Raw genomic sequence first — 13,933 nt, 5'->3', positions numbered from 1 at the left:
AGTTCTCTGGTCGATCAGGGTGTCACTCATCAGGGTGACACCCTTTCGCACATCAGGCGGCCGGTCGTGGGCTGTCACGGCAAGGCCTGCGGCCGATACGGTCCAGCGCGCCCGGGCCCTGGAGATCGACGTCGTCTGCGCTGCCTGTGGCGAGCGGAGTGTCGAAGGTGAGCCACCTCCATCCTGGCCAGGCCCGCCGCCGCTTGAGTCCAGGACCCGGCCGGAGGCGCACCGGCGATCGTGCCTCGCGGGCTGATCGCCGGTGCGCGTGATCCCGGGACCGAAGGTCAGTCGATCTGCATGACGACGGCCTTCGGCTCGGTGAAGAACTCGCGGCTGAAGGTGCCGCCCTCCCTGCCGACACCCGAGTCGCCCACCCCGCCGAACGGGGCGCGCAGGTCGCGGATGAAGAAGCAGTTCACCCAGACCGTCCCGGCGCGCAGGAGGGCGGAGACGCGGTGGGCGCGCGACAGGTTCTCGGTGAACAGCATGGCGTTGAGGCCGTAGCGGGTGCCGTTCATGAGCGCCACGACCTCGTCCTCGGTGTCGAACGGGGTGACCGTGACGACCGGGCCGAAGATCTCCTCGCGCTGGTGGCGGCCGGTGGCGGGCATGCCGGTCACGATCGTGGGGCGGACGAACCAGCCGTCGCCGAGGCCGCCCGAGTGCACGGTGCCGCCCTCGTCCGCGACCGACTCGACGTAGCCGCGGACCTTGCGGTAGTGGGTCTGCGAGGCCAGCGGGCCGATCTCGGTGCTCTCCTGCTTGGGGTCGCCCAGGCGCATGGCCTCGGCGGCGGCCGTGAAGCGGGCCAGGAACTCCTCGAAGACCGGCCGCTGCACGTACAGGCGGGAGCCCGCCAGGCAGACCTGGCCGGCGTTGGTGAAGATGGCCTTGAGCGACCAGTCCACGGCCTTGTCCAGGTCGGCGTCGGCGAAGACGGCGTTGGCGCCCTTGCCGCCGAGCTCCAGGCTGACCGGCACCAGGTGGCGGGCGGCGGCGGCCGAGATGGCGCGGCCGGTCGCGGACTCGCCGGTGAAGGTGATGCGGTCGATGCCCTGGTGCTCGGTGAGCGCCTGGCCGGCGGAGTCCGGGCCGAGGCCGTGCACGACGTTCAGCACGCCTGGCGGCAGGCCCGCCTCCAGCGCGAGCCTGGCCAGGATGGTGGCGGAGGCCGGGGTGTCCTCGGCGGGCTTGAGGACGACGGTGTTGCCCCAGGCCAGCGCGGGCGCGATCTTCCAGGACTCCAGCATGAGCGGGAAGTTCCACGGTGCGATGGCGGCGGCCACGCCCACGGGGTCGTAGCGGGTGTAGGCGTGGTGGCCGGAGTCCATGGGCAGCGACTCGGCCGGCGTCAGGCGGGCGTGGTCGGCGAAGAAACGGAAGTTGTCGGCGGCGCGCGGCACGTCCTTGCCGCGGCTCTGGGCGATCGGCTTGCCCATGTCACGGGTGTCGGCCAGGGCGAGCTCGTCCAGGTTGGCGAGGACGAGGTCGGCCAGGCGGTGCAGCAGCCGGCCGCGTTCGGCGCGGCTCATGCGCGGCCAGGGCCCCTCGTCGAAGGCCCGGCGGGCCGCCGTGACCGCCCGGTCCACCTCGGCGGCGCCGCCGAGCGCGGCCTCCGCCCACGGCTCCCGCGTGTACGGATCGACGCTGGCGAACGTCTCGCCGCTCGCGGACTTCACCTCCGCGCCGTCGATCACATGTCCGAAGAATTCCATGTCAGCCTCCTCGGGAGTCTCGTTCGGCGAGCGTCTCGTCGCCGGCCGCCCAGTGGGTGCGCGGCACCTCGCGTACGATCACCCGGATGCTCTGCGCCGGGGCGCCCAGCGAGCGCTCGACGGCGGCGTGCACCTCGTGGATGAGCGCCCGGATGGCGGCCGGCTCGCGCCCCTCCGACAGCGTCACCTCGACCAGCGGCATGTCACACCCCCGCCACGGTGAGCCCGCCGAGCCCGGCGAAGCGTACGGTCACCGACGAGCCGCGCCGCAGCGGCACCGCGTCCGTCATCCCGCCCGTCAGCACGATCCACCCGGCCTCCAGGGCCAGGCCGCGCGCGGCGAGGGAGTTGGCGGCCAGGGCCAGGGCCTCGCCGGGATGGCCCTGGACGGCGGCGCCGGTGGCGGTGTCCACGACCTGGCCGTCCACCTCCAGGACGCAGCCCAGCAGGGACAGGTCCAGCCCGTCCGGCGCCCGCCCGATCGGGCCGACGCCGAACCGGGCGGAGGAGGCGTTGTCGGCGACCACGTCCGGCAGCGTGAACTTGAAGTCGCGGTAGCGGGAGTCGATCACCTCGAACCCGCCGTGCACCGCGCCCACCGCCGCCATCGCCGAGGCGGCCGTGACGCCGGGACCGGCCAGCCGGTCCTTGAGCACGAACACGATCTCGGGCTCGACGCGGGGATGGATCAGCTCGTCCACCCGCACGTTCTCCCCTGCGGGCAGCACCATGGCGTCGGTCAGCCACGCCGTCAGCGGCGCGTCGATGCCCATCCGGAGCTGCTTGGCCCGCGAGGTGAGGCCCAGCTTCACGCCGATGACCGTCTCACCGGCGGCCTTCCTGCGCTCCAGCAGCACGTCCTGCGCGCGGTAGGCGGTGGCCAGGTCCAGGCCCGGCCACTCGGCGGTGATGGGGCCGCGGTCGGCGCGGTTCCGCTCCGCCTCCAGCAGCACGTCGGCGGTGCGTTCGATGGTCCAGTCGGTCATGGTCAGCTCTGTTCGAGTGGGCGGCGGATCTGGGGCTGGGTGTGCACGCGGCGGGTCGGGCCCTGCCACATGTCGATGGAGCCGACCTCGGCGGGGTCGAAGTAGCGGGGACGCCACGCGTCCTCGTCGGTGATGAGCCGCACGCCCCAGGAGTACTCGTACGTGATGCCCTCAGGGCCCTTGAAGTAGACGAAGACGGCCGTGGACTGCGGGTGGCGGCCGGGGCCCATCTCGATCTCGACGCCGTTGGCCTCCAGGAAGTGCCAGTTGCGCATGACGTCGTCCAGCGAGTCGACCTGGAAGTTGATGTGGCACAGGCCCGGCTGGCTGCCCTGGAAGACGGCCAGCTTGTGGTGGACGGGGTCGATGCGCATGAGGCACGCCCAGTCGCCGATCCAGTCGGAGACGCGGGCGTTGAAGTGGCCGTTCCAGAAGCGGTACGCCTCGCGCACGTCCGGGGCGTCCAGGCACAGGTGGCCGAACTCGGTGATGCCGGCCGCGCGCCCGCCGTGCACGGGCGCGGTCAGCGTGACCTGGTCGATGGCCAGGTCGATGCGGTTGCCGAAGGGGTCGTCGAAGGCGATGTGGTCGCGGACCCGGCGGGAGCGGGCGGCCTCCGCGCCGCCGCGGGCGACGCTGACGCCCGCCTTCTCCAGCTCGGTCTCGGCGGCGGCCAGCGCGTCCTCGTCCCGGACGAGGAAGCCGGAGCTGATCACCCCCGACTCGCCCTCGACCAGGGCCAGGCAGTGGTGGCGCTGGTCGGCGCGCAGGTAGGCCACGCCGTCCTCCTGGGCGGTCAGCTCCATGCCGACGATGTCCACGGCGAAGCGCACGGCGTTGTCCAGGTCGGCGGCGCCGGAGCGGACGTAGGCGATGTCGGTTAACTCGATCATGACGACTCCCGGAGATGGGACCAGATGCGGTCGGACAGTTCGGATCGCACGGCCCGCCACGCTTCCTGCTCGGCGGGCGTGATGGGGACGGGGGTGCCTGCCGCGGCGGCGGTGGCGTTCATGCGGGCACTGGCCTCCAGCACCCACATCAGGGCGACGGCCTCGCCGACGCTCGCGCCGACGGTGACGGCGCCGTTGCCGCGCATCACCAGGGCGGGGGCCGCGGCCAGGCGTTCGGCCAGCGCCCTGCCCCTGGCGCGGTCGCGGACCAGGACGGCGTCGTCCAGGACGGGCACCTCGGGGCCGAGGAACGCGCCCTGGCCGTGCAGCGGCAGGATCGGCACGCCGGCCGAGGCCAGCGCGGTGGCGGTGGGCGGCTGCGCGCGGCAGATCGCGCCGATGCCCGGCCGTGCGCGGGCGATCTCGACGTGGATCCACGCCTCGCGGGGGGTGCCCTCGGGGAGGGCGGCGCCGTCCAGGGGGACCTCCGCGTAGCGGGCGGCGGGGGTGAGGGTGCCCAGGGGGGCGGGCGGGGTCATGAGCAGGCGGTCGCCGGGCAGCCGGGCCGACACGTGGCCGAACGCGGTGACCAGCCCGGCCGCCGCCAGCGCCTTTCCGGCCGCCGCCAGCTCCCGCCGCACGTCCGCCAGCGCTTGTCCGGCATCCGCCGGCTCTGTGCTCATGATGGGCCTCCTTGGTGATCAGGCAGGACCATACATGTATCTCGATACATGTTCCAAGGCTCCCTATGCTGAGGGGCATGTCGCTTCAGCACGCGCTGCTCGGCGTCCTGGAGGCGCGTCCGATGAACGGGTACGAGCTGACCCGCTTCTTCGAGGCCGCCCCGCGCTGGGTGTGGTCCGCCCCGCACAGCCAGATCTATCCGGCGCTGCGGCAGATGGAGCAGGCCGGCCTGATCGAGGGCCAGCAGGAGATCCGCGGCACGAAGCTGAGGCGGAGGGTCTACTCGATCACCGAGCGCGGGCTGGCGGAACTGCGCGCCTGGGTGGGCACCGAGCACGCCGCGCCGCCGGTACGGGACGCGTTCTTCCTACAGGCGCTCTTCTTCGACATGGTCGAGCCGGAGCGGGCCGCGTCCGTGCTGGAGACCTACGTCGCCCAGCAGGAGAAGCTGATCGCGGAGTGGCGGGCGCACAGCGAGGCGCTGCTGGCCAAGGAGACCGATCTGATCAAGGAGCGGCTGAAGAACCGGCCGCCGGTCGAGCACGAACGCATCGCCAGGTTGAAGGCGCACGTCTTCAAGGGCCAGATGGCCGTCGCGCAGGCTCGCGCGGACTGGGCCCGCGAAGGCCTGCGGCTCCTGGCCGAGGACGGCTGACCGCTCACCCGCCCAGGTCATCCCAGGTCAGGGTGGGGCACGTAGCGGTCGGGGCGGATCAGGGCGAGTGCTGCGTCGTCGGCCATGAGGGTGTCCATGTCGTGGATGCGCCAGCCGGCCACGAGCAGCGACGGCAGGAGAGGGTGCGTGCCGGGCAGGGCCAGCTTCGCCGTGCCCTGTGCGGTGGCCAGGGCGCCGAGGACGGCGTGCGCGCAGTCCTGCGGTTCGGCGCCGCCCGCCGGGCCGATCAGTGTCCCGCTCGCGGTGGTGCGGGTGAGCGCGTAGCCCGCCCCGGTCGTGTACGTGGTGACGCCGGGCTGGGCGGCGTACCAGGAGAGGGTCCGGTGACGGGCGCCGCCCGACACCTGGGCGTCCAGGGAGGCGACGCCGTCAGGGGAGGTCACGCGGGTGGGTGGCGGGGCGGGCAGGCCTGTCGCCGGGCCGGACAGGTAGAGCAGCGGGCACCAGGGGCGCAGGCCGTGGCGGACGTACAAGGCCATGGCGCGGTGGTCGGACGAGGCGAAGGTGACCTTGGGGCCGTCCCCGGACAGGAGTTGGGTCAGCATGGTGCGGCCGAGGCCCGATGACTGGTGGGCGGGCAGGACGAAGAGGTCGCCGAGGTGGGTGAGGTCGCCTCTGCGCATCGTCCCGCCGAAACCCCACGCGACCCCGCCGCCACCGCCGCCGCCGCCACCACCGCCGTTGTCGCCACCGCCGCCCGGTTCGCCACCGCCGCCCGGTTCGCCTCCGCCGTCGCGGGCCTGGGCCGGGGCGATCAGCAGCGTGCCGAAGAGACGCTCGGCGTCGAGGAAGTCGGGCGAGCCGGTGGGCCATCCGCTCAGCAGGCCGAACCGCCGGGCCACCGCTCGCACGGCCGGCAGGTCGTCCGGCTCCGCGGCCCGCACACTGGTCTCCACGCCCGAGAGTCTAGGCGCGGCGAAGATCGTCAGCGGGGGAGGGAAGCGTGCCGCTCCAGGGAAGCGGCTCAGCCCGGCAAGGCGTCCGACCTCTCCAGCCTGGCCAGGGCGGCGGGCCAGGCCCTCGGCACCCCCGGCGCGGCCGGTTCGGGCTGCGGGTAGCCGCCCGCCACGCCGAGCAGCGGCCGGCCGCCGCTCAGCACGTCCAGACCGGCGGCCTGCTTGGCGAGGACCAGCGAGTCGCGCCGGGGCGGGATGCCGGTGCCGAGTTCGAGGCGGCTCATGTCCGGCACCTGCTGGTACAGCCGGCGGTTATGGGGCGTAGACCGGGGTGAGGTCGATGTAGATGCGGTAGTCCGTGATGAGGCCGTCGTCGCGGGAGCGCCAGATCGACACGGCCGGGACGGTGACGTCCTTGCCGTCGAGCCGCCGGTAGGTCACCTCGGTCTCGGCGATGCTGTCGTCGCCGGCCTCCCACGTCCTGACGATGCGGTGCCGCAGGCCGCCGATGGTGGTGAAGAACTCGCGGATCCCGGCGGCGATGGCCTCGCGGCCGGCGAGCGGCTCGGCGTTGGCGAACATCAGCGTGGCGTCCTCGGTCATCAGCTTGGCGAACTCGTCGGCGTCGAACGAGTCCACCACCTGGAAAACGTGCCGTACCGCGTTGACGGACATGGCGGTTCTCCCTCACGTGATCGGGATCGTCTCGTGGTGGGGACGATACGGGACCAGGTGCGGGGCGCAACTAGCAGAAAAGGGAGATTCGGGGTGGACGGGAGGGGGCGTGGAGCCGATGCTGGTGAGCAGCACGTCCACGATCACCCGTAGACAGGAGGAACCTATGAAGGTCCGGACCCGGACTCGCCGCGCCGCCGCCGCGGCCGCCGCCGTGGGTGCGGTGCTGGTGCTGAACCCCGCACCGGCGCAGGCGGGCACGTCGGATGAGTGCAACGCCAACGCCGCGACGGTCGTCCGCACGCCGCAGTTCAGCGGGGTGCTGGCCGACGGCGAGTCGGGCGCCAAGCGCCCAGTCTAGGACGATAGCCGTCAAAGTTTGACAGCCATCGAACTTCCGTGCTGAAGTGGTCCGGCCATTTCTGTGACGGAAGGACTGTGCGATGGCCAGGACGGTGTTGTTCAGCGAGCTCGGCGGGCCCGGGGTGATGCGGGTGCAGGACGTGGAGGTGCGTGACCCGGGGCCCGGCGAGGTGCGGATCAGGGTGGAGGCGTTCGGGCTGAACCGGGCGGAGGCGCTGTTCCGCTCCGGCCTGTACATCGAGCCGGTGAAGAGGTTCCCCGCCACGCTCGGCACGGAGGCCGCCGGCGTCGTGGAGGCGGTCGGGGCAGGGGTGACGGGGTTGCGGCCTGGGGAGCCGGTCAGCACGGTGCAGACGTTCTCGATGAACGACTACGGGGTGTACGGCGAGCGGATGATCGTGCCCGCGACGGCGGTGCTGCGGCGGCCGGAGGGGCTCGGCGCCGTCGAGGGATCCGCCGTGTGGATGGCGTACGTGACGGCCTACGGCGCGCTGATGGAGGCCGGCGGGATGCGGCCAGGCGACACGGTCGTGCTGAACGCGGCTTCGAGCAGTGTGGGGCTGGCCGCCCTGCGTGTGGCCGACCGGCTCGGCGCCACGCCCATCGCCCTCACGCGCACCGCCGCCAAGAAGGAGGCGCTGCTGAAGGAGGGCGCCGCCGAGGTGATCGTCACCGGGGAGGGGGAGGACGTGGTGGAGCGGGTGCTGGCGGCCACCGGAGGCCGCGGCGCCGAACTCGTCCTCGACGCGGTCGCCGGACCCGGCGTGCGCGACCTGGCCAGAGCGGTCGCCGACGACGGCACGCTGCTGGTGTACGGGGCGCTGAGCGGGCAGCCGACGCCCTATCCGGGGATCGAGCTCGGCATGCCGGCGCTGGCCATGCGGACGTACACGATGCTGGAGACGACGACCAGGCCCGAGCGGCTGCGCAGGGCGGCGGCGTTCGTGAACTCCGGGCTGCGGTCCGGGGCGTTCAGGGCGGTCGTGGACCGCACGTTCGAGCTGGCGGAGATCGTCGAGGCGCACCGGTATCTGGAGTCGAACGCGCAGGTGGGCAAGATCGTGGTCACCGTCTAGTAGAGCGAGCCTATCCTGGGCCACATCTCCCTCGCGACCTCCTCGAAGTGCTCCACGGCCGCCTCCGGGCCGTCGATCACGAGGATCGCGTCGTGGTCGACCGCGACCAGCCGCCCGCTGCCCGCGAGATCGGCCAGTTTCGGGTCGCTGTCGTCGTAGGTGGCCACGGCGGCGGCGTCGCCCAGGTCCGCGATGGGTGTGCCCTTGCCGTAGGTGAACTCCTCGGCCATCTGGGCCGCGCCGTTGATCGTGGGGTCCAGGGGGTACAGGCCGACGTCCACCGTGAGGCCGCCGAGCGTGTAGACGCAGCCCCCGAGCTGGCTGCCCCGGAGTGGTTCGGCGCTGGTGGCCGTGACGCCGGAGGCGCCGTAGATGTCGCCCATGCGCTCGGCGGAGATCAGGGAGCACACGTCCAGACCGGTTCCGTCATCGGTCACCGTGAAGCCCGGCGGTCCTGCGGAAGGCGCGCCGGTCTGAGGGCTGCTCTGAGGGCTGGTCTGCGAGGTCGTCGTGTGCGCGGTGGGCTGCGCGCAACCGGTGGCGGTCAGGACCGCCAGCAAGACGCCCAGGGCACGTCGCGACATGATCGCCACCATAGCCGTTCCCACCGAATCCGGTTAACTTTCGTTTGATGGAACGATGGTCTACTGTTCGGAACATGTCCGAGCAGATCCCCGCGGACAAGCTCGTCGGCTCCGACCGCGTCCTGGCAGTGCTGGCCGAGCTGGCACGCCACCCCGACGGCATCGGGCTGGAGGAGATGGCGCGGGCGGTGTCCAGCCCCAAGCCGACCGTGCACCGCGCGCTGGCGGCGTTACGCCGCGCCGGCTTGGCCGCGCAGCACGGCCACGGCCGGTACGTGCTGGGCGACGAGTTCCTCCGGATGGCCTTCGCGCACCACGAGGCGCGGCCCGACCACGTCCGCGTCACGCCGGTGCTCAAGGCGCTGTGCGAGCGCTACGGCGAGACGGCGCACTACGCCGTGCTCGACGGGCCCTGCGTCGTCTACCGCTCCAAGCTCGACCCGGCCGCAGGGGCGGTGCGGCTCACCTCGGTGGTGGGCGGCCGCAACCCGGCGCACTGCACGGCGGTCGGCAAGGTGCTGCTCGCCGACGCGCTCAGGACGCGGGAGGCGGTGCGCGCCTGGGTGGACGGCCGCACGCTGGAACGGCCGACCGAGCGCTCGATCGGCACCGTCGAGGAGCTGCACGCCGAGCTGGTCCGCATCCGCGAGCAGGGCTACGCCGCCGACGACCAGGAGAACGAGCCCGGCGTCAACTGCGTGGCCGTCGCCGCCTACCTGACGTCGCCGACCGTGCCCAGCGGCGCGATCAGCGTCAGCGGCCTGGCCTACCGCACCCCCTTGAGCAAGCTCGTCGGCGACCTGCCCGCCATCCGCGCCATCGCCTCAGGAGAGGAACTTCCTTGACGTTCACCGCTGTCCCGGCCTCGGCCGGCGTCTACGCGCTCGGGGAGGGTCCCGTCTGGGACGCCGCCCGGCAGCGCCTGCTGTGGGTCGACATCGTCGCGGGAGCCGTGCACGAGGGGCGGCTCGACGACGGCGTGGTGACCGCCACCGGACGGCACGGCTTCGACTCCACGGTGGGCGCGGTCGCCGCCGCGCCGGACGGCGATCTGATCGTCGCCGAGCGGGCCACCCTCACCCGGCTCGGCGCTGATGGCAGCCGCACGGAGCTGGCCCGGGTGCTCGAGCCTGGCGTGCGCAGCAGACTGAACGACGGCGCCGTCGATCCGGCCGGCCGGTTCCTGGTCGGAAGCCTGGCCCAGGACGACCGCGAGGGCGAAGAGGTGCTGGCCCGGCTGGACGAGCACGGCGTGACCTTCCTCGACACCGACCTGGTGCTCTCCAACGGCCTGGCCTGGGTCGATGACCGGCTCTACAGCGTGGACACCATGCCCGGCACGATCTGGGTGCGCGACTACGATCCGGACACCGGGAAGACGGGGCCGCGGCGGGAGGCGTTCACGATCACCGAGGGCCTGCCCGACGGGATGTGCGCCGACGCCGACGGCAACCTGTGGATCGCCAACTGGGGGCTCGGCCGCGTCGAGTGCCGCAGCACCGGGGGAGAGCTGATCGACGTCGTCGAGACCGGCGCCCCGCACACCTCCTGCCCGGTCTTCGCCGGGCCTGACCTCGACATCCTCGTCATCACCACCGCCCGCACCGGCCTGGCCGTCCCCGGCCCGGACGACGGCCGCCTGTTCACGGCGGACGTCGGCGTTCGCGGCCTGCCCGTCCCCTACTGGAACCCCTGCTGAGAGAGGCCCCCGTGTACCTCATGCGCATCGGCGCGTCCGGCGCCGAGAAGCCCGTCGTCCGCGTCGACGACACCCACTACATCGACGTCTCCGACGTCACCCCCGACTTCGACGAGAGGTTCTTCGCCGCCGGCGGCGTCGCGCTGCTCGCCGGGAAGGTCGCCACCGGACGGCACGTGGAGTTCGCCGGTGAGCGGATCGGCGCGCCGATCGCCCGGCCGCACCAGATCCTGTGCATCGGCCTCAACTACAGCGACCACGCCGCCGAGACCGGCCAGGCCGTGCCGGACGAGCCGATCCTGTTCACCAAGTCGCCCAACACGCTGATCGGCCCGAACGACGAGGTGCGCATCCCGCGCGGCTCCACGAAGCCCGACTGGGAGGTGGAGCTGGGCATCGTCATCGGGCGCCGTACCTCCTACCTCGACTCGGTGGCGGAGGCCAGGGACGCGATCGCCGGATACTGCGTGGTCAACGACGTCAGCGAGCGGGCCTTCCAGATGGAGCGCGGCGGGCAGTGGAGCAAGGGCAAGTCCGCCGAGACGTTCAACCCGGCCGGGCCGTGGCTGGTCACGCCGGACGAGATCGCCGACGTGAAGAACCTCGGCATGTGGCTGGACGTCAACGGCACCCGCCGCCAGACCGGCACCACCAAGACCATGATCTTCGACCCGTACGTCATCGTGCACCACCTGAGCCAGTTCATGGTCCTGGAGCCCGGCGACCTGATCAACACCGGCACCCCGCCCGGCGTCGGCATGGGCCACGACCCGCAGATCTGGCTCCAGCCGGGCGACGTGATGGAGCTGGGCATCGACGGCCTCGGCACCCAGCGTCAGCACGTCATCGGCCCACGGTAGACAGTAGACATCATGACCTTGACTGCACCCGACCCCACCGTCCTGGCCGCCGCGGAGGCCGCCGTCCCCGGAATCGCCAGGACGCGGGCGAGCGACCGGCTCGGCATGGCGCACGACGCCTCCCACTACCTGCTCACCCCGCAGGCCGTCCTGGTGCCGGAGAACGCGCAGCAGGTGGCGGCGCTGCTGCGCGAGGGCCTGCCGCTGACGTTCAGGTCGGGCGGCACCAGCCTGAGCGGGCAGGGGGTCAGCGAGCACCTGCTCGTGGACACCCGGCGGCACTTCCGCGGGATCGAGGTGCTGGACGGCGGGGAGCGGGTGCGGGTGCAGCCCGGCGCGGTGCTGCGGCAGGTCAACGCCCGCCTGGCCCCGTACGGGCGCAAGCTCGGGCCCGACCCGGCCAGCGAGTCGGCGTGCACGATCGGCGGCGTCGTGGCCAACAACTCCAGCGGCATGACGTGCGGCACGCATGCCAACACGTACCGGACCCTGGAGTCGATGACGGTGGTGCTGCCCAGCGGCACCGTCATCGACACCGGAGCGCCCGACGCGGACGAGCGGCTGCGCGCGCTGGAGCCCGGCCTGGCGGAGGGCCTGGTCAGGCTGCGCGACCGAGTCCGGAAAAATCCGGACTCGGTGCGGCGCATCCAGGCCCAGTTCTCGCTCAAGAACACCATGGGCTACGGGCTGAACAGCCTGCTCGACCACGACACGCCCGCGCAGATCCTCGCCCACCTCGTCATCGGCAGCGAGGGCACGCTCGGCTTCGTCGCCGAGGCCGTCTTCCGCACGGTGCCCGCACACCCGCTGGCCGCCACCGGCCTGCTCGTCTTCCCCACGCTGCGGGCGGCCATGGCCGCCATGCCGCAGCTCGTCGAGGCCGCCCCGGCCGCCGTCGAGCTGCTGGACGCCGAGTCCCTGCGGGTGGCCAGGACCGACGCCAAGGCCGACGACGTGCTGCGCTCGCTGGACGTCGCCGAGCACGCCGCGCTCCTGGTCGAGTGGCAGGAGCCGGAGGAGGAACCGCTGGCCGGGCGCGAGCGCGCCGCCGTGGAGCTGCTGGACACGCTGGAGCTGGCCGTCCCCGCCAGGCTGAGCAGGGAGGCGGGCGGCAGGGCCGCGCTGTGGCACATCCGCAAGGGCCTGTACGCCTCGGTCGCCGGCGCCCGCCCCAGCGGCACGACGGCCCTGCTGGAGGACGTCGCCGTGCCCGTTCCCGCCCTGGCCGGCCTGTGCGACGAGCTGACCGGCCTGTTCGCCCGGCACCGCTACGAGCGCAGCGTCATCTTCGGCCACGCCAAGGACGGCAACCTGCACTTCATGCTCAACGAGCACTTCGGGACCGAGCTGGAGCGCTACGCCGAGTTCACCGAGGACATGGTCGAGGCCGTGCTCTCGCGTGGCGGCACGCTGAAGGCCGAGCACGGCACCGGGCGGGTCATGGCGCCGTTCGTCCGCCGCCAGTACGGCGACGAGCTGTACGAGGTGATGCGCGAGATCAAGCGCCTGTGCGACCCGGGCGGCACGCTGAACCCCGGGGTCGTCCTGACCGAGCGCCAGGACGCCCACCTGCGCGACCTCAAGCCCGTCGTCACCGTCGAGCCCGAGGTGGACCGCTGCGTCGAGTGCGGCTACTGCGAGCCGGTCTGCCCCAGCCGCGACCTGACCACCACCCCGCGCCAGCGCATCGTGCTCAGACGGGAGCTGGCCGCCGCCCACCGCGACGGCGACCACGAGCTGGCCGCCGAGCTGGAGGAGGAGTACGGCTACGACGCCGTGGACACCTGCGCCGTGGACGGCATGTGCGCCACCGCCTGCCCCGTCCTGATCAACACCGGCGACCTGACCAAGCGCCTGCGCGCCGAGCGCCACGGCAGGGCCGCGCAGAGGGGCTGGAAGACGGCCGCCGGGCACTGGGACGGCGTCACCAGGGCGATGAACCTCGCCCTGGACACCGCCGCCGCGACCCCGCCCGCGCTGCCCGAGACCGCCTCGCGGGCCGCCCGCAGGGTGAGCGAGGCCGTGCCGCAGTGGAGCCGCGACCTGCCCGGGGGCGGCATGCGCCGCCGTCCCGTTGCCGCCGACGACGCCGACGTGGTCTACGTGCCGTCCTGCCTGAACACGCTCTTCGCGCCCGCCGACGGCGGGCCCGGCGTGATGGTGGCCTTCGCGCGGCTGGTGAAGCGGGCGGGCGTGCGGCTGCGCGTGCCTGAGGGGATCGCCGGGCTGTGCTGCGGCACGCCCTGGTCGTCCAAGGGCTACGCGGACGGCTACGCGGCCATGGGAGAGCGGGTCCGCGACGCGCTGCTCAAGGCGACCGACGGCGGACGCGTCCCGGTGGTCAGCGACGCCGCGTCCTGCACGGAGGGCTTCCATCGCCTCGTGGACGCCGTTCCCGTCGAGGTGCTGGACGCGGTCGCCTACACCGCGGACCGGCTCCTGCCGCACCTGGCCGTCAAGCGCCGGCTGCCGTCGCTGGCCCTGCATCCCACGTGCTCCTCCACCCGGCTCGGCCTGGACGCCGCGCTGAGGCGGATCGCGGAGGCCGTGGCCGAGGAGGTGGTGGTGCCGGACGGCTGGCAGTGCTGCGCCTTCGCCGGCGACCGCGGCCTGCTGCATCCCGAGCTGACCGCCTCGGCCACCCGGGACGAGGCCGCCGCCGTGCGGGCCGGGGACTTCGCGGGGCACGCCTCGGTGAACCGCACCTGCGAGCTGGGCCTCACGAGGGCCACCGGCAAGCAGTACCAGCACCTGCTCGAACTGCTCGACCGGGCCACCGCGCCATAAGTGACATAGGATTCCGCTACACGCGTTAGCATTCCA

General features: G+C 72.8%; 16 protein-coding genes. 7 read left to right on the top strand and 9 right to left on the bottom strand.

Going from position 1 to position 13,933, the window contains the following annotated elements:
- Nucleotides 1-287 precede the first annotated feature (287 nt).
- Genes FXF51_RS34240 through FXF51_RS34220 form a run of 5 tightly spaced genes read right to left on the bottom strand, consistent with a single transcriptional unit; the run spans nt 288 to nt 4,280 of the window.
- Nucleotides 288-1,718, bottom strand: coding sequence for an aldehyde dehydrogenase (locus FXF51_RS34240; RefSeq protein ID WP_148438838.1), 1,431 nt, complete (start codon nt 1,716-1,718; stop codon nt 288-290).
- A gap of 1 nt (nt 1,719) precedes the next feature.
- Nucleotides 1,720-1,920, bottom strand: a complete 201-nt coding sequence (locus tag FXF51_RS34235) for a tautomerase family protein (RefSeq protein WP_148438837.1) — start codon at nt 1,918-1,920, stop codon at nt 1,720-1,722.
- 1 nt (nt 1,921) lies between these two features.
- Nucleotides 1,922-2,704, bottom strand: a complete 783-nt coding sequence (locus FXF51_RS34230; protein ID WP_148438836.1) for a 2-keto-4-pentenoate hydratase — start codon at nt 2,702-2,704, stop codon at nt 1,922-1,924.
- Nucleotides 2,705-2,706: 2 nt separating this feature from the next.
- Nucleotides 2,707-3,597: a VOC family protein gene (locus tag FXF51_RS34225; protein WP_148438835.1), complete on the bottom strand. Its 891-nt coding sequence runs from the start codon at nt 3,595-3,597 to the stop codon at nt 2,707-2,709.
- Nucleotides 3,594-4,280: a class II aldolase/adducin family protein gene (locus FXF51_RS34220; protein ID WP_148438834.1), complete on the bottom strand. Its 687-nt coding sequence runs from the start codon at nt 4,278-4,280 to the stop codon at nt 3,594-3,596. Before FXF51_RS34220 ends, FXF51_RS34225 begins: the two co-directional genes overlap by 4 nt.
- 77 nt (nt 4,281-4,357) lie before the next feature.
- Here FXF51_RS34220 and FXF51_RS34215 point away from each other — a divergent pair, with 77 nt between their 5' ends.
- Entirely contained in the window at nt 4,358-4,936 is a 579-nt protein-coding gene (locus FXF51_RS34215; protein ID WP_262380024.1) for a PadR family transcriptional regulator, read from the top strand.
- 17 nt (nt 4,937-4,953) lie between these two features.
- Here the strand turns inward: FXF51_RS34215 and FXF51_RS34210 are convergent, their stop codons facing one another.
- From FXF51_RS34210 to FXF51_RS34200, 3 genes are all read right to left on the bottom strand, one after another.
- The gene (locus FXF51_RS34210; RefSeq protein ID WP_148438832.1) at nt 4,954-5,853 is read right to left on the bottom strand and encodes a GNAT family N-acetyltransferase; all 900 of its coding nucleotides are present in this window, start codon (nt 5,851-5,853) and stop codon (nt 4,954-4,956) included.
- Nucleotides 5,854-5,921: 68 nt separating this feature from the next.
- On the bottom strand, nt 5,922-6,137 hold the full coding sequence (locus FXF51_RS34205) for an LLM class flavin-dependent oxidoreductase (protein WP_148438831.1): 216 nt from the start codon (nt 6,135-6,137) through the stop codon (nt 5,922-5,924).
- 28 nt (nt 6,138-6,165) lie between these two features.
- Nucleotides 6,166-6,528, bottom strand: a complete 363-nt coding sequence (locus tag FXF51_RS34200) for a nuclear transport factor 2 family protein (RefSeq protein WP_148438830.1) — start codon at nt 6,526-6,528, stop codon at nt 6,166-6,168.
- A 166-nt stretch (nt 6,529-6,694) separates the two neighbouring features.
- Here FXF51_RS34200 and FXF51_RS34195 point away from each other — a divergent pair, with 166 nt between their 5' ends.
- Nucleotides 6,695-6,889 (top strand): hypothetical protein, encoded by a 195-nt coding sequence (locus FXF51_RS34195; protein WP_148438829.1) that lies wholly within the window; start codon nt 6,695-6,697, stop codon nt 6,887-6,889.
- Between the two features lie 82 nt (nt 6,890-6,971).
- Nucleotides 6,972-7,967: a zinc-dependent alcohol dehydrogenase family protein gene (locus FXF51_RS34190; RefSeq protein ID WP_148438828.1), complete on the top strand. Its 996-nt coding sequence runs from the start codon at nt 6,972-6,974 to the stop codon at nt 7,965-7,967.
- On the opposite strand, the gene FXF51_RS34185 is transcribed toward FXF51_RS34190, so the two are convergent.
- Nucleotides 7,964-8,551: a hypothetical protein gene (locus FXF51_RS34185; protein ID WP_148438827.1), complete on the bottom strand. Its 588-nt coding sequence runs from the start codon at nt 8,549-8,551 to the stop codon at nt 7,964-7,966. The two genes, FXF51_RS34190 and FXF51_RS34185, sit on opposite strands and share 4 nt — an antisense overlap.
- A gap of 74 nt (nt 8,552-8,625) precedes the next feature.
- On the opposite strand from FXF51_RS34185, the gene FXF51_RS34180 reads away from it, so the two are divergent.
- The 4 genes from FXF51_RS34180 to FXF51_RS34165 are packed head-to-tail and all read left to right on the top strand — an operon-like array spanning nt 8,626 to nt 13,897.
- Nucleotides 8,626-9,396, top strand: coding sequence for an IclR family transcriptional regulator (locus tag FXF51_RS34180; RefSeq protein ID WP_148438826.1), 771 nt, complete (start codon nt 8,626-8,628; stop codon nt 9,394-9,396).
- Nucleotides 9,393-10,250 (top strand): SMP-30/gluconolactonase/LRE family protein, encoded by an 858-nt coding sequence (locus FXF51_RS34175; RefSeq protein WP_148438825.1) that lies wholly within the window; start codon nt 9,393-9,395, stop codon nt 10,248-10,250. Before FXF51_RS34180 ends, FXF51_RS34175 begins: the two co-directional genes overlap by 4 nt.
- A gap of 11 nt (nt 10,251-10,261) precedes the next feature.
- Nucleotides 10,262-11,110, top strand: a complete 849-nt coding sequence (locus tag FXF51_RS34170; RefSeq protein ID WP_148438824.1) for a fumarylacetoacetate hydrolase family protein — start codon at nt 10,262-10,264, stop codon at nt 11,108-11,110.
- A 12-nt stretch (nt 11,111-11,122) separates the two neighbouring features.
- The gene (locus FXF51_RS34165) at nt 11,123-13,897 is read left to right on the top strand and encodes an FAD-binding and (Fe-S)-binding domain-containing protein (protein ID WP_148438823.1); all 2,775 of its coding nucleotides are present in this window, start codon (nt 11,123-11,125) and stop codon (nt 13,895-13,897) included.
- Nucleotides 13,898-13,933 lie beyond the last annotated feature (36 nt).

Origin of the sequence: Nonomuraea sp. PA05, from assembly GCF_008086045.1 — a bacterium.
GTDB classification, from domain to species: Bacteria; Actinomycetota; Actinomycetes; order Streptosporangiales; family Streptosporangiaceae; genus Nonomuraea; species Nonomuraea monospora.
This window is presented reverse-complemented; position numbering and strand designations above follow the sequence as displayed.